Origin of the sequence: Hamadaea sp. NPDC051192, from assembly GCF_040682475.1 — a bacterium.
Classification (GTDB): domain Bacteria; phylum Actinomycetota; class Actinomycetes; order Mycobacteriales; family Micromonosporaceae; genus Hamadaea; species Hamadaea flava.
Genome location: NZ_JBFBAZ010000095.1, coordinates 1 through 17,674, shown reverse-complemented (window position 1 = coordinate 17,674; position 17,674 = coordinate 1). Strand labels below are relative to the sequence as shown.

Here is a 17,674-nt window from a genome sequence, read left to right as displayed (position 1 = left end):
TGCCTACCTCCTCGCCAGATAGACGATCCAGTAGATGATCGCGGCCACGGTGACCACAGCGCCGATGACCATGGCGGTGGTGCCGAGACCCGTGGACTTGCCGACTTTGCGGGCCTGATCGCGGGAGAGCTTGCCGAGGATGATGCCGATGATCCCGCCCGCCACGCCGCCACAGCAGATGCTGACGATGATGCCCAGCACGCCGAAGAGGGTCGAATTGTCCCGCCTGGCCGGCTGCACCGGCATGGGTGGCGGCACCGGCTGCGGCGCGTCATACGGTCCAGTCACCAGGCTCTCCCTCGTTGCGATCAGTAATCGACCTTGAGCAGAGCGTAAAGCCGACACAGCGGACGCGTGAGTACTTTGTGGTTATCGAGTTGCTCTTGTGGTTAGGTTGGCGCTGATGGCAGGCACCCCGGACGAAGAGACGCTGGCGGCGGCGGAGGCGAGGCACCTGTCGCTGCGCGAGACCGTCGCGTTCGATCTCCATCAGCCGGCCGGGCCGTCCGATGCCGACGGGACCCGGGTTCCGCGGCAGAGCGCGCGCGGTCGCGCGGCGATGGCGACGACGCGACGCGTACGCCCGTTGCCGTGGCCCCGGGCGATGGCGGCAACCGTGGTGAACGCCCTGCTCGCGGCGTTGACGGCGGTGCTGCCGGTAACCCTGCTGACCGCCGGTGCGCTGCTCGCCGCGAATCAGCCTGTCAGCACGGCGACGAGCGTACGGGTGGGGTTGGCAGGCTGGCTGCTCAGTCTCGGTGTGCCACTTCGGACCGACCTCGGGACGCTGACCCTGGCGCCGCTGGCGCTCGGCGCGCTGGCGTGCTGGCGGCTCTTCCGGGCCGGGGTGCACACGACTCGGGCGCTCGGCGCGCGCGGCAGCCGGGATCTGCGCCGAGTCGGCCAGATCGGGCTGCTCCTCGGCGTGGCGTACGCCGTCCTCACCGGACTGTCCGGCTGGTTCGTCGACGCCGGGGCGATCGGGGTCGCTCCCCTGCGCGCGGCACTGCACGGCCTGGTCGCTGGAGCGATCTTCGCCGCACTCGGTGCGCTGCGGGCCACTGGCGCCATCGCGGTCGTCGCTCGACGCGTACCCAAAGTGATTCGAGACGCGACGCGGACCGGCGGCGTGGCCGCGCTGCTGGTGATCGGCGCGGGCGCGGGCGTGACCGGCGTGGCGGTGGCGCTGCACGGCGGCGACGCGAACGCGATCCTCGCGGGCTATCGGACGGATGTGGCCGGGCAGGCCGGCGTGACCCTGGTGAGCCTGGCGCTGGCCCCGAACATGGCCGTGTGGGCGGCCGCCTACCTGCTCGGACCTGGTTTCGCCTTCGGACCGGCCGGCGTGGTGCGGGCCTCCTTCGTCGGTCTCGACGACGTACGCCTCCCGGCGCTGCCCGCGTTCGCGGCGATGCCGGAGAGCGCCCTCGGCGGGCTGGCCAACGCCGTGCTGGGATTGCCGCTACTGGCCGGGATCGCGGCGGGCTGGCTGCTGACCCGGCGGCGGTTGCGCCCACGCGACGGGGTCATCCCGGAGGTGCGGTGGGGGCACCTGCTGACCGGCTCGATCCTCGCCGGTCCGGTGGCCGGGCTGGTGCTGGGGCTCGCCGCGGCCGTCGCGAGCGGGCGGCTGACCACCGCGATCGGCCAGGTCGGACCGGTGCCGCTCAGTGTGGCCTTGATGGGCTCGGGGGTGACCGCCCTGGGCTGCCTCATCGGCGCGCTCGGGACGCGCCCGCTCTACGAAGCCCGGCGACGCATCGCGGCGGAATAGAAACAGCGGGCGACCGGAGGGCCGCCCGCTGTATCAGGTACGCGATCAGCGGTTCACGGCGTAGATGATGTTCCAGATGATCCCGAGCGCGACGCAGACGTAGCCGATGATGGCCAGGGTCGGCTTGTTGCCGTGCTTGTTCGCCTGGACGTGCGACAGGATCGCGAACACGAGGCCGATGGGTCCGCAGCAGATCAGACCGATCACGATGCCGAGCACACCGAAGAGGGTGGTGTTGTCCTTACCGGCCGGAGCAGCCGGCTGCGGGACGACGGGCTGGGTCATAAGGGGTTCTCCTTAGCTTGTCAGCCCCATCAATGGGGCACGCGGGATTGTAATCATGTCCTGCAACAGTTGTGACCCCTGTTTTACAAGTAAATCTGTGGGGCTGCTGTGAAAACACGGCAGAGCGACCGGAGATCGGACGAATCCCCGGCCGCCCCTGGCCACTCGCTCAGTAGTTGTCGACGACCTGGTCGTGCAGGTTGTCATTCCAATGGGTGGTGAAATTGCACAGCGCGCCGAGAAGCGCGATGACCCCGAGCACGATGCCCACCCAGCCGAGCCATTTCATGCTGGCGCGGTGCTGCTTGACCCGTTGCAGATGCAGGATGCCCAGGATCACGGCGGGGATGCCGCCCAGGAACGGCGCGCCGTCCAGGAACCAGCAACAACAGCAGCCGGTGCCGATGATGCCGAAGATCAGGGCGAGCCAGCCCAGGACGTTGTTCGGGCCGCCCATCCGGTTCATCATCGAGTTCGGATCGCCCGGGGGCGGAGACGCCGGCGGGGCGTACGTGGGCTGGCCGGGCGTCGCGTAACCGCCCCGGGGCTGGCCCTGACCATAGCCTCCCTGCGGTTGGCCGTAACCGCCCTGCGGCTGGCCGTAACCGCCGGCCGGCGGAGTCGTCTGCGGTACCGGCGGAGGCGGCGGAGGGATGTCCGGCGTGCTCGACTGCCCCACCGGATCCGGCGCGGCCACCGGTTCGGGCGCGGCGGGCGGCACGGCCCACGAAGCCTCGTGAGCGCCCGCACCCGTCGGCGTGTCGGGCGTGTCGGGCGTACCGGTTGTGCGCTCCGGCTCCGGTGTGTCCGGTGAGGTCACGGCAACCTCCTCCTGGCGGTCTTAGCCAACTTTGTGGCGTTTTGCCCAACATAGGGCACTTCATCGACCTGGGTCCGCGAAATCGCAGATACCGGGCCGGATAGGGTTTGCCGGTGACCACTCGCAGCCCTCGCAGACTCGTGGTGCTGATCTCCGGTTCGGGCTCCAACCTCCAGGCGCTCCTCGACGCGTGCGCCGATCCGGCGTACGGGGCTGAGGTCGTGGCCGTCGGAGCGGACCGGGACGGCATCGCCGGGCTCGATCGGGCCGCCGCGGCCGGCGTACCGGCCTTCGTGCACAAGGTCGCCGATCATGCCGACCGGGTCGCCTGGGATCAGGCGCTCACCCAGTCCGTCCGGGCGTACGAGCCGGACCTGGTGATCAGTGCCGGCTTCCTGAAACTCGTCGGCAAGGCGTTCCTCACGGAGTTCGGCGGCCGTTACATCAACACGCACAACGCGCTGCTGCCGTCGTTCCCGGGCATCCACGGCCCGCGCGACGCCCTGGCGTACGGCGTGAAGGTCTCCGGCGCCACGTTGTTCGTCGTCGACGACGGCGTGGACACCGGGCAGATCATCGCGCAGGTGGCGGTGCCCGTCCTCGACGACGACACCGAGGAGACGCTCACCGAGCGGATCAAGGAAGCCGAGCGGGCACAGCTCGTGGAGTACGTCGGGCGCATGGCCCGCAACGGTTGGACCATCTCTGGACGAAAGGTGACAGTCGGGTGACCATCGAGGCCGCCGCCGAGCGTAAGCCGATCAAGCGGGCGCTGATCAGCGTCACGGACAAGTCGGGGCTGGAGGGCCTCGTGAAGGCGCTGCGCCAGGCGGGCGTGGAGATCTTCGCGACCAGTTCCACCGCTGCCTTCCTGGAGACCGTGGGTCCGCCGGTCCACCGGGTCGAGGACCTCACCGGGTTCGGCGAGGCGTTGGGCGGCCGGGTCAAGACCCTGCACCCGAACGTCCATGCCGGGCTGCTGGCCGACACGACCAACCCCGAGCACGTCGCCGAGCTGGAGAAGCTGGGTATCGAGCCGTTCGACCTGCTGGTCTCGAACCTCTACCCGTTCCAGAAGACGGTGGCCTCCGGCGCGTCGCTGGAGGAGTGCGTCGAGAACATCGACATCGGCGGGCCGGCGATGGTCCGCGCGGCCGCGAAGAACCACAACAGCGTCGCGGTCGTCGTCGCGCCGCAGGACTACACGGTCATCCACGCCGCGCTGAAGCTGGGCGGCTTCTCGCTCACCGAGCGGCGGGCCATGGCCGCCCGCGCGTTCGCCGAGATCGCCGACTACGACCTGGCGATCGCCCAGTGGACCGGGGCCAACCTGGTCGAGCTGGAGCCGACCGCCCCCGGCGCCAACAGCTGGCCGGAGTTCGGCGGCATCGCCGGCTGGCGGGTGGCCAACCTGCGGTACGGCGAGAACCCGCACCAGGCCGCGGCGCTCTACATCGACCCGTGGGGCGCTGCCGGGCTGGCCCGGGCGCAGCAGCTCGGCGGCAAGGAGATGTCCTACAACAACTACGTGGACGCCGACGCCGCGTGGGCCGCGTGCAACACCTACGAGGGCGTGGCCTGCGTCGCCATCGTCAAGCACAACAACCCGTGCGGCATCGCCATCTCGCTGGAGTCGGTCGCCGACGCGCATCGCAAGGCGCACGCGTGCGACCCGGTCTCGGCGTACGGCGGGGTCATCGCGGCCAACACCGTCGTGACCGAGGAGATGGCCCGCCAGCTGGACGGGGTCTTCACGGAGGTCATCGTGGCCCCGGGCTACACCGACGACGCGCTCGCCGTCCTCACCGCGAAGAAGAATCTGCGTACGCTCGTCGCCCCGGACTGGCAGCCGCAGGGCGTGGAGCTGAAGCAGATCTCCGGCGGCTTCCTGGCCCAGACGCGGGACCTGTTGCAGGCCGACGGCGACTACGTGGACAACTGGCGGCTGGTCTCCGGCGAGCCGGCGACCGCTGAGCAGCTCGACGACCTCGAGTTCGCGTGGGGCGCCTGCAAGTTCGCCAAGAGCAACGCGATCCTCATCGCCAAGGGCGGCGCGGCCGTCGGCATCGGCATGGGCCAGGTCAACCGGCTGGACTCGGCTCGGCTGGCCGTCTCCCGGGCCAACACCCTGGGCGAGGACGGCGCCGAGCGTACGCCGGGCGCGGTCGCCGCGTCGGACGCGTACTTCCCGTTCCCGGACGGGCTGGAGATCCTGATCGAGGCCGGGGTGACCGCCGTCGTCCAGCCCGGCGGATCGATCCGGGACGACCAGGTCATCGAGGCCGCACAGAAGGCCGGCATCACGATGTACTTCACCGGCAGCCGGCACTTCTGGCACTAGTTGGCACTAGAGATTTCGTGAACTGCGAAAGGGCCGTCCCGAAACCGGGGCGGCCCTTTCGGCGTACAACTCGCTGTTAAGCGACCACGTGCCGCTGCTCGGCGAAGTGGCAGGCGGACGGGTGGGGGTCCGCGGCCGGGCGGAGCACGAGCAGCGGCTCTTCCACGGCGCACTTCTCCTGGGCTTTCCAGCAGCGCGTGCGGAACCGGCACCCGGACGGCGGGTTGGCCGGCGACGGCACGTCGCCTTCCAGACGGATGACCTCGCGATGGGCGCGGGCCTCGGGGTCGGGCACCGGCACGGCGGAGAGCAGGGCCTGGGTGTACGGGTGGGTGGGCCGCGCGTAGATCTCGTCCTCGGTGCCCAGCTCGACGATCTTGCCGAGGTACATCACGCCGACCCGGTCGGAGATGTGACGGACCACGGACAGGTCGTGGGCGATGAAGATGTACGACAGGCCGAACTCGTCCTGCAGCTTCTCCAGCAGGTTGATGACCTGGGCCTGGATCGACACGTCGAGGGCCGAGACCGGCTCGTCGCAGACGATGACCTCGGGACGCAGCGCGAGCGCGCGGGCGATGCCGATGCGCTGACGCTGGCCGCCGGAGAACTGGTGCGGGTAGCGGTTGATGTGCTCGGGGTTCAGCCCGACCAGGTCCAGCAGTTCCCGCACCCGGCGCTGCCGGTCGCCCTTGGGCGCGGCCTCCGGGTGGATCTCGTACGGCTCGCCGATGATGTCGCCGACGGTCATCCGCGGGTTCAGCGAGGTGTACGGATCCTGCATGACCATCTGCACGTTCCGGCGCAGCCGGCGCAGCTCCGAGCCGCCCATCTTGTAGATGTCACGGCCGTTGAGCTTGGCCCGCCCGGCGGTCGGCGTCTCCAGCCGCATGAGCAACTTGGCCAGCGTCGACTTGCCACAGCCGGACTCGCCGACGATGCCCAGCGTCTCCCCGCGCTTCAGCTCGAAGGAGACCCCGTCGACCGCCTTGACCTCGCCGACCTTGGACTTGAAGAGGATGCCCTGCCGGATCGGGAAGTGCTTGACCAGGTTCTCGACCTGGAGGATGGTCTCAGATTCGGCCATCGAGCAGCTCCTTCGCGAAATGGCAGGCGCTGGTCCGACCTCCGCCGAGGTCGAGCAGCGGCGGCGTGTTCGTCACGCAGATGTCCTGCGCGTACTTGCAGCGCGGGTGGAACGCGCAGCCGGTCGGCGGGCGCAGCAGGTTCGGCGGCAGGCCCTTGATGGTGGCCAGCTCGGTGCCCTTGGCGTCCAGCCGCGGGATCGATTCCAGCAACCCCTTGGTGTAGGGGTGGGCCGGGTTCTTGTAGAGCGCGTGGACGTCCGCGTGCTCGACGATGCGGCCGGCGTACATGACCGCGATGCGGTCCGCCACGTCGGCGACGACACCGAGGTCGTGGGTGATCAGGATCATCGCCATGTTGAGGTCCCGGCGCAGCTCGGCCAGCAGGTCCATGATCTGGGCCTGCACGGTGACGTCCAGCGCCGTCGTCGGCTCGTCGGCGATGAGCACCTTCGGGTCCATCGCCAGCGACATCGCGATCATCACGCGCTGCCGCATACCGCCGGAGAACTGGTGCGGGTAGTCCTTCACCCGCGCCTTGGCCGCCGGGATCTTGACCTGGTCCATCAGCTCGACGGCGCGGTTCATCGCGTCCGCCTTGGACATGCCCTTGCGCTTGCGCAGGGTCTCCGAGATCTGGCTGCCCACGGTGAAGACCGGGTTGAGCGAGGACAGGGCGTCCTGGAAGACCATCGAGATCTCCTCGCCCCGGGTCTTGCGGCGCTCCTCCTTGGACATGGTCAGCAGGTCCCGGCCCCGGTAGAGGATGCGACCCTTGGTGATCTTCCCCGGCGGCATGTCGAGGATGCCCATGATGGCCTGGGCCGTCACCGACTTGCCGGAGCCCGACTCACCGAGCACGGCCAGCGTCTCACCCGGGTTCAGGTGGTAGGACACGCCGTTGATGACCTTGGATACGCCGTCTCGGGTGTGGAACTCGATGAAGAGGTTGTCTACTTCGAGGAGGTGCTCACTCATTCGCCTCACCGCATCTTCGGGTCGAAGGCTTCGCGGATGGCGTCGCCCAGCATGATGAAGGCCAGCACGGTCAGGGCCAGGAACACCGACGGCACGATCAGCGGCGTGGCGTCCTCACGCATGTGCACGCGGGCGTCCGAGATGTCCAGACCCCACGAGATGCTGGGCGATTGGAGCCCGACGCCCAGGAAGGACAGCGTCGCCTCGGCGGCGATGAACGACCCGAGCGCGATCGTGATGATCACCAGGAACGGCGCCAGCACGTTCGGCATGATGTGCCGCCACATGATCCGGCCGTTGCCCGCGCCCAACATCCGCGCCGCGGCGACGTAGTCCTGCTGCTTGGCGCTGATCACCGAGGAACGGACGACTCGGGCGGCGGTGGTCCAGCCGAAGACGCCCAGGATGGCGATGAGGGCGAAGAGCCGGAGGTTCTGGTCGTCGTTCGGCAGGTTCTTCATCAGCACGATCGCGGCCAGGATCAGCGGGATCGCCAGGGCGACGTCGATGATGCGGGAGACCGCCGCGTCGATCCAGCCGCCGAAGTACCCGGCGACCATGCCGACGACCATCGCCAGCAGACCGGCCAGGATGGCCGCGCCGGCTCCGATGAGCAGCGAGTTGCGGGCGCCGTAGACGGCGTGTGCCCAGACGTCGCAACCCTGGAAGTTGTAGCCGAAGATGGCCGCGCCGGACGGGCCCTGCATCTGGCGGGAGCCGACGCAGTAGTTGGGGTCCGCGTTGGTGAACAGCGACGGCCAGATGGCCATCACCAGCACGACCAGCGCGATCAGCGTCCCGACCCAGAACACGGCGTTCCGGCGCAGCTCGTGCCACGCGTCGGCGGCCGCGCTGCGGACCTTCGTGATCTCGGCCGGCTGCTCGGCGCCGGCGGGGAACAGGGACCTGCGATCGGTGGTGCTCAGCTCGCTGCCGGTCTCGGTCTCAAAGTCACTCATAGCGGATCCTCGGGTCCAGTACGGCGTAGAGCAGGTCGACGACCAGGTTGGCCACGATGTAGATGACCACCAGGAGGCTGACGAAGGTGATGACGGTCGGCCCGTCGTCCAGGTGAATGGCCTTGTAGAGCTGACCGCCGATGCCGGGGATGTTGAAGACGCCCTCGGTGATGATCGCGCCGCCCATCAGGTTGCCCAGCTCGACGCCGAGGAACGTGATGATCGGGATCAGCGAGTTCCGCAGCACGTGTACGCCGACCACCCGGAAGCGGGTGAGGCCCTTGGAGGTGGCGGTCCGGACGTAGTCGGCGCGGAGGTTGTCGAAGAACGAGGCGCGGGTCAGCCGCATCGCCGTCGCCAGCGACAGTGCGCCGAGCACGAGGCCGGGCAGGATCAGCGAGGTGAACGGCTTCTCGAAGGTGTAGTTGACCGGGAAGATCTTCCACTGGATGCCGAACAGGTACTGGGCCAGCGGCGCCAGCACGATGCTCGGGATGCCGATCACGACGAGGGTGAGCACCAGGGAGGTGGTGTCGAAGATGCCGCCTCGGCGGAGCGCCGCCACGATACCGAGGGTGACGCCGACGACGATCGTGAAGGTGATCGCGATCAGGGCGATGCGGCCCGTCAGCGACAGCGCCTGGCCGACGTTCTCGAACACGTTGCGGCCGGTGTAGGACGTCAGGTTCCCCGTGAAGAAGTCCTTCAGGAAGTACAGGTAGCGGGTGAAGAAGTTCTCGTTGAGGTGGAACTGCTCGGTCAGCGCCGCGCGCTGCTGCGCGGTGACCGGCTTCTCACCAGCGAGCGCCTGGATGGGGTCGCCACCACCGGCGAACATCAGGCTGTACACGATGAACGTGGCGCCGAAGAAGGTGAGCACGCCTTGTAGCAGCCGGCGCACAATGTAGCGGAACATGAGTCAAGTCTCTCCGGATGTGGGAGGGTTCGGGGCGAATCCCCCAAATCGGGACTGCCCCCGCACGGGCCCGGAAAGATCTTGAGGCCCGGCTCACTGGGAGGTGGCGCCGCCCCCTCCGTTATGCGGAGAGTGACGACGCCACCCCGATCAAGACTGGGCTGAGATCAGCCGGTGTACTCGATCTTCAGCAGGTCGACCCGGTTGAAGAGGTCGATCTCGACGTTCTTGACCTTGGTCGAGATGCCGTAGTTGTTCTGGCCGAACCGGAGCGGGAGCACCGGCATGTCCTTGGCGAGGAGATCCTCGGCCTGCTGCCACTTCTGGATGGCGGCGTCCGAGCTGCTGGCCTCCCGGCCTTCCTGGACGAGCTTGTCGAACTCGGAGTTGCTGTAGCCGTAGTAGTTCGACGAGCCGTTGGTGCTGTACAGCGGGCCGAGGTAGTTCTCCATGGACGGGTAGTCCATGATCCAGCCCATCCGGAACATGCCGACTTCCTGCTTCTTCTCAACCTTGTTGAGCAGGTCGGCGAACTTGGCGGTCGGGATGCCCACGCACTCCACACCCAGGTTGTTCTTCAGCTGGTTGCAGGTGGCGTCGACCCAGTCCTTGTGACCGCCGTCGGCGTTGTAGGAGATCTCGAGCTTCGACGGGCCGCCGTTGTCCGTGTAGAGCTTCTTGGCCTCGGTCGCGTTGAACTCGCAGTTCGCACCACAGGTGTTGTCGCGGTACCCGCCGACGACCGGCGAGACGAACGAGTACGCAGCCTTCTGCGAACCCTTGAAGACCTGGTCCACGATCGCCTGGCGGTCGATCGCCATGGAGATCGCCTTCCGGACGTTGACGTTCGAGAAGTTCTTGTCGTACGTCGGGAACGCCAGGAACTGGAAGCTCGAAGCCGGGCTGTGCAGGTAGCGGTCGCCCAGGTCGCCCTCGGCGGTCGACAGGTTCTCGGTCGGGATCGTCAGCATGACGTCGTTGTTCCCGGCCAGCAGGTCGGCGTACTCGGCCGAGGGCTGCTGGTAGATGGTGAACTGGACGCCGGTGACCTTCGGCTGCTGACCCTTGTAGTCGTCGTACTTGGTCACCGAGATCTTCTGGTCGTGCTGCCAGGTGCCGTCCATCTTGAACGGGCCGTCACCGATCGGGGCGTCCTTGAAGTCCGACTTCACGGTGCCGTCGGAGTTGAAGGCCGCCTTCGGCAGCGGGTAGAAGGCCGTGTAGCCCAGCATCGTCTTGAAGTCGCTGAACGGCGCGGACAGCGTCACGGTGAAGGTCGTGTCGTCGACCTTCTTCAGACCGGACAGCTTCTGCGCGGTCGGCTGCGGCGACGGGGTCGCCGTCGTGGCAGTCGGGGCGACCTCGTTGTAGCCCGCAATCTGCGAGAAGAAGTACGCGTTCTGGGACGCGCCCTTGTAGGCGGCGGCGTTCCACGCGTCGATGTAGCTGTCGGCCGTGACGGCCTCGCCGTTGTGGAAGGTCCAGCCACTCTTGATCTTGATCGTCCAGACCTTGTTGTCCGACGACGTGATCGAATCGGCCTGAACCTCGACCGGCTTGTTATCGGCGTCGTAGTTCACGAGCGGCGCATAGAGCGCGGAAAGGACCTGCGAACCACTGGTCTCGTTGGTGTCCGCCGGGGTCAGGTACTGCGGCTCGGCAATACCGATCCTGACGGTGCCGCTGGAGCTGCTACCGCTGTCGCCGCCGCCACCGCAGGCCGAGAGGGCCAGTGCGGCGCTGAGCGGGATCGCAGTCCAGGCAGCGAGCCTGCGAACCTGCATTGAGCCTCCTCATCTCCTACGTCGTCACAGGCTGTGACCCGCGACAACGTCCGGCAAAGGTATGGCGAAGCTCGACGCACGCACAAACTCGATCAATCACATTCCTGTGACGATCGAGTGCTGTGAACTTGCGCAGCATCTCCTTGCTCTGATATAGAGCACCGCCCTGCCGGACGAGCGGATATTTCCGGATTATGCCTTATCTGCGGGTCCGCTGGCTTGAAGATGGCCGTCACACTCCGCAAACCAAGCGTGTCCGTTTTGTAGACATATGGTGGTCCAGATAGTGGAATGATGCAGGTCAGAGGGCTGGGAAGTGAGACTTTTAACAGACATGACCGCCCCGCTGCTGTCGCTATAGCAACATCGGCGGGACTTTGATCATGGTCAGTTATCCACAGGCCTATGAATGTGACGCTGGGTTGTCACATCTGCTACCCCCGCCGGGTGGTAGGAAACGTTTGTGCTGGCACGATGAACGGCGTGACGGCGAGCATCCTGGACGGCAAGGCCACGGCGGCGGCGATCAAAGACGAGCTGAAGGCACGGGTCGCCGTGCTACGCGAGCAGGGCGTCGTCCCGGGACTGGGCACCGTCCTGGTCGGCGACGACCCCGGCTCCCACGCGTACGTGGCGGGCAAGCACCGCGACTGCGCCGAGGTCGGCATCGCGTCCCTGCGTAAGGACCTGCCCGCCGACGCGACTCAGGATCAGGTCGAGCAGGCCATCACCGAGCTGAACGCCGACCCGGCCTGCCACGGCTACATCGTCCAGCTGCCGCTGCCGAAGGGCCTGTCCGAGCAGCGCGCCCTGGAACTGATCGACCCCGGCAAGGACGCCGACGGGCTGCACCCGGTCAACCTCGGCCGGCTCGTGCTCGGCTACCCCGCCCCGCTCCCCTGCACCCCGCGCGGCATCGTCGAGCTGCTGCGCCGCTACGAGGTCCCGCTCAACGGCGCCGAGGTCGTGGTCGTCGGCCGGGGCACCACCGTGGGACGTCCCCTCGGGCTGCTGCTCACCCGGCGTACCGAGAACGCCACCGTGACGCTGTGCCACACCGGGACGAAGGACCTCGTCGCGCATACGCGGCGGGCCGACATCGTCATCGTCGCCGCCGGCAATCCCGGCCTGCTCACCGCGGACATGATCCGGCCGGGCGCGGCCGTGGTCGACGTCGGCATCACCCGGGTGGTCGGCGCGGACGGCAAGGGCCGCTACACCGGCGACGTCGCCCCCGAGGTCGCGGAGGTGGCCGGCTGGCTCGCCCCGATGCCGGGCGCGGTCGGCCCGATGACCCGGGCCATGCTCCTCGCCAACGTCGTGGAGCGCGCCGAACAGCTCACCCGCTAAGCCCGCGGACCTGGCGGCCGGGCCGGTCAACGGCCCGACCGATGCCAGTCGGTCGGCCCTGGCGTCAGATCTTCTCCAGCGAGGCGTGGCGGAGCACCAGCCACATCACCTGGTCGCCGAAGTCGACCTGGACCTGGGCGCGGGGGCCGTGGCCTTCGACGGCCAGCACCCGGCCCATGCCGTAGCGCTGGTGGTTGACCCGGTCGCCGGGCTCCAGCGAGGGCACCTTGGCCAGGTCGCTCGCCGTCGCCAGGCGAGACGGGTCGATGCCCATCTTCGAGGCGAGCTGGGTCGCCCGCGCGGTGCCGCCGACGAACGACGAGTTGCGATCACGATCGCGCTCCCGCGAGCCTGAACCGATGCCGCCGCCCCAGGTGGTGGCCGAACTCTCGGTACGCTCCCAGTGCGTGACCTCCGGCGGCAGCTCCTCCAGGAACCGCGACGGCGGGTTGTACTGCGGCTGCCCCCAGGCCGACCGCGTCGCCGCCCGGCTCAGGAACAGGCGCTGCCGGGCGCGCGTGATCCCCACGTACGCCAGCCGCCGCTCCTCTTCCAGTTCGGCGACCTCGCTGAGGCTGCGCATGTGCGGGAAGACGCCGTCTTCCAGGCCGGTCAGGAAGACCACCGGGAATTCGAGGCCCTTCGCGGTGTGCAGGGTCATCAGCGTGACGACACCTTGGTGCTCGGGGTCGTCGCTCGGCACCTGGTCCGCGTCGGCGACCAGGGCGACCTGCTCCAGGAATCCGTCCAGAGTGGCCGGTTCCTCGGCGTCGGCGGCGCGCTCGGTGTACTCCCGGGCGACGCTGACGAGTTCCTGCAGGTTCTCCACCCGGCCCTCGTCCTGCGGGTCGAGGCTGCCCTCCAGCTCGGTGAGGTAGCCGGAACCGGTCAGCACCAGTTCGAGGACCTCTTCCGGCGGCGCGGTCCGCGCCTTCTCCCGGGCGTCGTCCATGAGCTGGACGAACTCGCGGATCGAGTTCGCCGCCCGGGTGGAGATGCCGGGCGCTTCGGAGGCGCGCCGGAGAGCGGCGCCGAACGACACGCGGTCGCGGTTGGCGAGGGCCTCGACGCAGGCCTCGGCTCGGTCGCCGATGCCCCGGCGCGGCGTGTTGAGGATCCGCCGCACGGAGACCGTGTCGTCCTCGTTGGTCACCGCGCGCAGGTACGCCAGCGCGTCCTTGACCTCTTTGCGCTCGTAGAACCGGACGCCGCCGACCACCTTGTAGGGCAGGCCGAACCGGATGAAGACTTCTTCGAACACCCGGGACTGGGCGTTGGTCCGATAGAATACCGCGACGTCGCCCGGCCGGGCCTCGTCCTTGTCGGTCAGCGCGTCGATCTGCCGGGCCACCCAGTCGGCCTCGGCGTGTTCGGAGTCGGCGACGTAGCCGACGATCTTCTCGCCTTCGCCCTGGTCGGACCACAACCGCTTGGGTTTGCGGCCCGAGTTGCGGTCGATCACCGCGTTGGCCGCGGTCAGGATGGTCTGCGTGGACCGGTAGTTCTGCTCGAGCAGGATCGTGCGCGCCTGCGGATAGTCGCGCTCGAACTCCAGGATGTTGCGGATGGTCGCGCCGCGGAAGGCGTAGATGGACTGGTCGGCGTCGCCGACGACGCAGAGTTCGCCGGTCTCCCCCACCAGCTCCCGGACCAGTTGATACTGCGCGTGGTTGGTGTCCTGGTACTCGTCGACCAGGACGTGCCGGAACCGCCGCCGGTACTTGTCGGTCACCTCCGGCTTGCTCTGGAGCAAGTGGACGGTGCGCATGATGAGGTCGTCGAAGTCCATCGCCTGCGCCTCGACCAGCCGCCGCTGATACAGCGTGTACGCCTCGGCGAGAACCCGTTCGTGCGGACCGGCGGGCTGGAACGACTCCGGATCGATCAGCTCGTTCTTCAGGTTGCTCACCTGCGTCACCAGCGACCGCGGCGGATAGCGCTTGGGGTCGAGGTCCAGCTCCCGGGCCACCATCGTCATCAGCCGGCGGGAGTCGTCGGTGTCGTAGATGGTGAAGCTGCTCTTGAGCCCGGCCGCCTCGTGCTCGGCGCGCAGGATGCGTACGCAGGCGGAGTGGAACGTGCTCACCCACATGAGCCGGGCGCGGCTGCCCACGACGGACGCCACACGTTCCTTCAGCTCGCCGGCGGCTTTGTTGGTGAAGGTGATCGCCAGGATCTCCCCGGGATGCACGTCGCGCGCGGCCAGCAGGTACGCGATCCGCTGGGTCAGCACCCGGGTCTTGCCCGAGCCCGCGCCGGCCACGATCAGCAGCGGCGACCCCGAATGGGTGACCGCCTCCCGCTGCGGCGGGTTGAGCCCGGCGAGCAGCTCCTCGGCGGACGGCTTCGGCCGCCGCGCCTTCTCCTCGGGCCGGGCGGCTCTGGGGTCCGACTGGGCGGCGGCAGCGGCGGATGTGCCGGCGGGTCGGCCGACGGAGCCGCCGCCCGACTTACCGTCGTCGGCGGGCGGCTGGGCAGGGAGGTCGAATAGCGCGTGCATCGGGGATGAAGTCTATGTCCGCCCACCGACATCGGCGAAAGGGCGCACGCCGGAGCGGTTCCCAGCGCGCTGTCAGAAATTCACATCAGGCGCTCTGGTGCCCGGTGTGGCACAACCGCGAAGATGAGGCGACAAACCCCCGACTCCGGAGGCTCCTCATGTCTTCAACCCGCCGACCCAGCCGGTTCGCGCTGGTCCGGCTCTCCGCCGTTCCGGCGCTGGCGCTCGCGGTGGTGCTCGCGTTGCCGCTGGCCGACGCCGGGCGTACCGATCGGGCGGGCGCGAGCGGCTGGACTCCGCTCAGCCCGGTCTCGGTCACCTACGACAAGAAGGTGCCGCCGGGCCGGACGGCGCACGGCAACCTCCTGTCGTTCAACGACTTCCACGGGGCGATCGACGCGCCCACCGGCAGCGGCGGCCTGATCAACGGCACCCCGGCGGGCGGCGTGGAGTTCCTGACGACCTGGGTGAAGAAGCTGCGTGCCGAGGCCGAGGCCTCCGGCGAGCGCTCGCTCACCGTCGCGGCCGGCGACCTCATCGGCGCCAGCCCGCTGGTCAGCGCCGGGTTCCACGACGAGCCCACCATCGAGCTGATGGACAACCTCGGGCTGGACGTCGCCTCGGTCGGCAACCACGAGTTCGATGAGGGCACCGACGAGCTGCTGCGGATGCAGAACGGCGGCTGCCACCCGGTCGACGGCTGCCTCGACGGCGACGGGTTCGCCGGGGCCGATTTCGAATACCTCGCGGCCAACGCGATCGTCAAGGACACCGGCAAGTCGCTGCTGCCGTCGGTCACGGTGAAGAACTTCCAGGGCGTACGCGTCGGCTTCGTCGGCATGACGCTGCAGAACACGGCGGGCATCGTCGATCCGGCCGGCATCTCCTCGATCGAGTTCAAGAACGAGGTGGAGACGGCCAACAAGCAGGCGGCGCTGTTGAAGCGGGCCGGCGTGCGCGCGGTCGTCCTGCTGATCCACGAAGGCGGCCAGCAGAACGCGCCCGCGCCGCTGGACATCTCCGGCTGCGCCGCGTTCGCCGGGGCGATCACCCCGATCGTGGCGGGTCTCGACCCCGCGTTCGGCCTCGTGGTCTCCGGGCACACGCACCGCTACTACTCCTGCGCGCTGCCGAACTCCGCCGGTACGCCGATCGCCGTGACCAGCGCGGGCAGCAACGGCCAGCTCGTCACCGACATCTCGTTCACGCTGGACAAGAAGACCGAGCAGTTCACCTCGGTCGAGGCGCACAACGTGATCGTGGAGAACGGCGTACGCAACGCGGACGGCTCGTGGCAGATCGACGCCAACGGCGTACCGGTGCGGAACGAGGCGCTGAAGGACGCGGCCGCCAGGACGATCGCCGACAAGTACCGCACGAAGATCCAGCCGATCGCCAACCGGGTCGTCGGCAAGGTGACCGCCGACATCACGCGTACCGCCGTGGCCGGCGGGGAGAGCCCGCTCGGCGACGTGATCGCGGACGCGCAGCTGGCGTACACCCAGTCGGCCGGGGCGCAGATCGCCCTGATGAATCCGGGCGGCATCCGCGACAACCTGGTCTACTCGGCGTCGACCGGCGGCGAGGCCGCCGGTGAGATCACCTACGGCGAGTGCTTCATCGTCCAGCCCTTCAACAACACGCTGGTCACCAAGACGATGACCGGCGACGAACTCCGCTGGGCGCTGGAGCAGCAGTTCACCGGGTTCGAGGGGCAGAGCTCGACCAAGATCCTGCAGGTGAGCAGCGGCTTCACCTACACGTACTCGGCGAGCGCGGCGCTCGGCGGCAAGATCTCGAACCTCGCCCTCAACGGGGTGGCGATCGACCCGGCCGCCACCTTCCGGGTGACGATGAACGGCTTCCTCGACGGCGGCGGCGACTTCACCGCGTACAACTCGGACGGCACGGTCAAGAACCCCAGCCGGCTGAACGTGGGCACCGACAAGATCGTGCACCCGGGCTTCGACATCGACGCCCTGGTCGCGTACTTCGGGGCGCACAGCCAGGTGGCTCCGGGCACGGCCGACCGGATCACCCGCGCGGCCTGACTCTCACATGGTGGTCGGGCCTGGTGACGGGCCCGGCCACCGTGGCATAGTTGTCCTCGTGCTTCAGCAGGTGCGATTTTATTTTTACGGCTCCGGGAGTCCCGCTGCCGTAGGTCGCGCCTGAGCGCACACCGACCGACGAAAGCCCCGGGCTCCACGAGCCCGGGGCTTTTCGCATGCCTCAGGGCCGAGACCGGACACCGCCCACCAAGGAGAACACGATGACCACCACGGCCCTGACCGGCACGAACGACGGCCTCAACGGCACTGGTACGCGCGAAGAAGGCGCGGCCGAACAGATCATGGATCTTCGCGCGCGGATCGACGAGATCGATGCCGCGCTGATCTCGCTCTGGCAGGAGCGCGCCGCGATCTCGCAGCGTGTCGGGGCCACCCGGGTCGCCTCCGGCGGCACGCGACTGGTGCTCTCCCGGGAGCGGGAGATCCTCGACCGGTTCCGCAACGAGCTGGGCGCCGACGGTACGCAGCTGGCCCTGCTGATCCTGCGCGCCGGCCGGGGTCCGCTGGGGATCAGCGGACCGGCCGTCGCCGAGTAGTCCCCGATCGCCCCGGGATCAGACCAGCCGCCGGTCGGCGGCCCACCGGGACAGCTCGTACCGGTTGGACATCTGGAGCTTGCGGAGAACGTTGCTCACGTGCGTCTCGACCGTCTTGATCGAGATGTACAGCTCCTTGGCGATCTCCTTGTACGCGTACCCCCGGGCCAGCAGGCGCAGCACCTCCCGTTCCCGGTTGGTGAGCTGGTCCAGCTCGGGGTCGGCCAGGGAGGCGTCGGGGCGGGCGGCGAAGGCGTCGAGGACGAAGCCGGCG

Annotated in this window: 16 protein-coding genes; 6 read left to right on the top strand and 10 right to left on the bottom strand. The window is 68.5% G+C overall.

The annotated features are described in order from the left end of the window. Positions 1 to 3: 3 nt before the first annotated feature. Complete coding sequence (locus AB0M47_RS29975; protein ID WP_363419938.1) at positions 4 to 288, bottom strand: DUF4190 domain-containing protein; 285 nt, start codon at positions 286 to 288, stop codon at positions 4 to 6. Positions 289 to 403: 115 nt separating this feature from the next. Between AB0M47_RS29975 and AB0M47_RS29970 the strand changes: the two genes are divergently transcribed. Then, positions 404 to 1,774 (top strand): DUF6350 family protein, encoded by a 1,371-nt coding sequence (locus AB0M47_RS29970; protein WP_363419936.1) that lies wholly within the window; start codon positions 404 to 406, stop codon positions 1,772 to 1,774. Between the two features lie 45 nt (positions 1,775 to 1,819). Here AB0M47_RS29970 and AB0M47_RS29965 read toward each other — a convergent pair whose 3' ends face one another. Together AB0M47_RS29965 and AB0M47_RS29960 are read right to left on the bottom strand one after the other, a co-directional pair. After that, positions 1,820 to 2,059 carry a hypothetical protein gene (locus AB0M47_RS29965; RefSeq protein WP_363419934.1) on the bottom strand — a complete coding sequence of 80 codons (240 nt, stop codon included), beginning with the start codon at positions 2,057 to 2,059 and terminating at the stop codon, positions 1,820 to 1,822. A gap of 169 nt (positions 2,060 to 2,228) precedes the next feature. Then, entirely contained in the window at positions 2,229 to 2,879 is a 651-nt protein-coding gene (locus tag AB0M47_RS29960) for a DUF4190 domain-containing protein (RefSeq protein ID WP_363419932.1), read from the bottom strand. 113 nt (positions 2,880 to 2,992) lie between these two features. Between AB0M47_RS29960 and purN the strand changes: the two genes are divergently transcribed. Both purN and purH read left to right on the top strand, forming a co-directional pair. Next, entirely contained in the window at positions 2,993 to 3,610 is a 618-nt protein-coding gene (gene purN, locus AB0M47_RS29955; RefSeq protein ID WP_363419930.1) for a phosphoribosylglycinamide formyltransferase, read from the top strand. Continuing rightward, on the top strand, positions 3,607 to 5,220 hold the full coding sequence (gene purH / locus AB0M47_RS29950; RefSeq protein ID WP_363419928.1) for a bifunctional phosphoribosylaminoimidazolecarboxamide formyltransferase/IMP cyclohydrolase: 1,614 nt from the start codon (positions 3,607 to 3,609) through the stop codon (positions 5,218 to 5,220). Before purN ends, purH begins: the two co-directional genes overlap by 4 nt. 76 nt (positions 5,221 to 5,296) lie before the next feature. On the opposite strand, the gene AB0M47_RS29945 is transcribed toward purH, so the two are convergent. From AB0M47_RS29945 to AB0M47_RS29925, 5 genes are all read right to left on the bottom strand, one after another. Continuing rightward, a complete protein-coding gene (locus AB0M47_RS29945) occupies positions 5,297 to 6,307 on the bottom strand; it encodes a dipeptide ABC transporter ATP-binding protein (RefSeq protein ID WP_253760059.1) in 1,011 nt (336 codons plus the stop codon). Next, positions 6,294 to 7,283 carry an ABC transporter ATP-binding protein gene (locus AB0M47_RS29940; protein WP_363419926.1) on the bottom strand — a complete coding sequence of 330 codons (990 nt, stop codon included), beginning with the start codon at positions 7,281 to 7,283 and terminating at the stop codon, positions 6,294 to 6,296. Before AB0M47_RS29940 ends, AB0M47_RS29945 begins: the two co-directional genes overlap by 14 nt. A gap of 5 nt (positions 7,284 to 7,288) precedes the next feature. After that, positions 7,289 to 8,242, bottom strand: coding sequence for an ABC transporter permease (locus AB0M47_RS29935; RefSeq protein WP_363419924.1), 954 nt, complete (start codon positions 8,240 to 8,242; stop codon positions 7,289 to 7,291). Further along, a complete protein-coding gene (locus AB0M47_RS29930) occupies positions 8,235 to 9,158 on the bottom strand; it encodes an ABC transporter permease (RefSeq protein ID WP_253760057.1) in 924 nt (307 codons plus the stop codon). The genes AB0M47_RS29935 and AB0M47_RS29930 overlap by 8 nt, the downstream gene beginning before the upstream one ends. Positions 9,159 to 9,325: 167 nt before the next feature. After that, positions 9,326 to 10,942: an ABC transporter substrate-binding protein gene (locus AB0M47_RS29925; protein WP_363419922.1), complete on the bottom strand. Its 1,617-nt coding sequence runs from the start codon at positions 10,940 to 10,942 to the stop codon at positions 9,326 to 9,328. 483 nt (positions 10,943 to 11,425) lie between these two features. Between AB0M47_RS29925 and AB0M47_RS29920 the strand changes: the two genes are divergently transcribed. After that, positions 11,426 to 12,292 (top strand): bifunctional methylenetetrahydrofolate dehydrogenase/methenyltetrahydrofolate cyclohydrolase, encoded by an 867-nt coding sequence (locus tag AB0M47_RS29920; RefSeq protein WP_363419920.1) that lies wholly within the window; start codon positions 11,426 to 11,428, stop codon positions 12,290 to 12,292. 64 nt (positions 12,293 to 12,356) lie between these two features. On the opposite strand, the gene pcrA is transcribed toward AB0M47_RS29920, so the two are convergent. Further along, positions 12,357 to 14,792 (bottom strand): DNA helicase PcrA, encoded by a 2,436-nt coding sequence (gene pcrA / locus AB0M47_RS29915; RefSeq protein WP_363419918.1) that lies wholly within the window; start codon positions 14,790 to 14,792, stop codon positions 12,357 to 12,359. A gap of 158 nt (positions 14,793 to 14,950) precedes the next feature. Here pcrA and AB0M47_RS29910 point away from each other — a divergent pair, with 158 nt between their 5' ends. Together AB0M47_RS29910 and AB0M47_RS29905 are read left to right on the top strand one after the other, a co-directional pair. Next, a complete protein-coding gene (locus AB0M47_RS29910; protein WP_363419916.1) occupies positions 14,951 to 16,843 on the top strand; it encodes a bifunctional metallophosphatase/5'-nucleotidase in 1,893 nt (630 codons plus the stop codon). A gap of 221 nt (positions 16,844 to 17,064) precedes the next feature. Beyond that, complete coding sequence (locus AB0M47_RS29905; protein ID WP_253760052.1) at positions 17,065 to 17,400, top strand: chorismate mutase; 336 nt, start codon at positions 17,065 to 17,067, stop codon at positions 17,398 to 17,400. Between the two features lie 18 nt (positions 17,401 to 17,418). Here AB0M47_RS29905 and AB0M47_RS29900 read toward each other — a convergent pair. Continuing rightward, positions 17,419 to 17,674, bottom strand: a 256-nt coding sequence (locus tag AB0M47_RS29900; protein ID WP_363419914.1) for a response regulator transcription factor, incomplete at its 5' end; no start/stop codon positions are given.

Coding starts and splice junctions, on each gene's coding strand:
- AB0M47_RS29970 (WP_363419936.1), top strand. CDS start 404: ATGGCAGGCACCCCGGACGAAGAGACGCTGGCGGCGGCGGAGGCGAGG.
- AB0M47_RS29965 (WP_363419934.1), bottom strand. CDS start 2,059: ATGACCCAGCCCGTCGTCCCGCAGCCGGCTGCTCCGGCCGGTAAGGAC.
- AB0M47_RS29945 (WP_253760059.1), bottom strand. CDS start 6,307: ATGGCCGAATCTGAGACCATCCTCCAGGTCGAGAACCTGGTCAAGCAC.
- AB0M47_RS29940 (WP_363419926.1), bottom strand. CDS start 7,283: ATGAGTGAGCACCTCCTCGAAGTAGACAACCTCTTCATCGAGTTCCAC.
- AB0M47_RS29935 (WP_363419924.1), bottom strand. CDS start 8,242: ATGAGTGACTTTGAGACCGAGACCGGCAGCGAGCTGAGCACCACCGAT.
- AB0M47_RS29930 (WP_253760057.1), bottom strand. CDS start 9,158: ATGTTCCGCTACATTGTGCGCCGGCTGCTACAAGGCGTGCTCACCTTC.
- AB0M47_RS29925 (WP_363419922.1), bottom strand. CDS start 10,942: ATGCAGGTTCGCAGGCTCGCTGCCTGGACTGCGATCCCGCTCAGCGCC.
- pcrA (WP_363419918.1), bottom strand. CDS start 14,792: ATGCACGCGCTATTCGACCTCCCTGCCCAGCCGCCCGCCGACGACGGT.
- AB0M47_RS29910 (WP_363419916.1), top strand. CDS start 14,951: ATGTCTTCAACCCGCCGACCCAGCCGGTTCGCGCTGGTCCGGCTCTCC.
- AB0M47_RS29905 (WP_253760052.1), top strand. CDS start 17,065: ATGACCACCACGGCCCTGACCGGCACGAACGACGGCCTCAACGGCACT.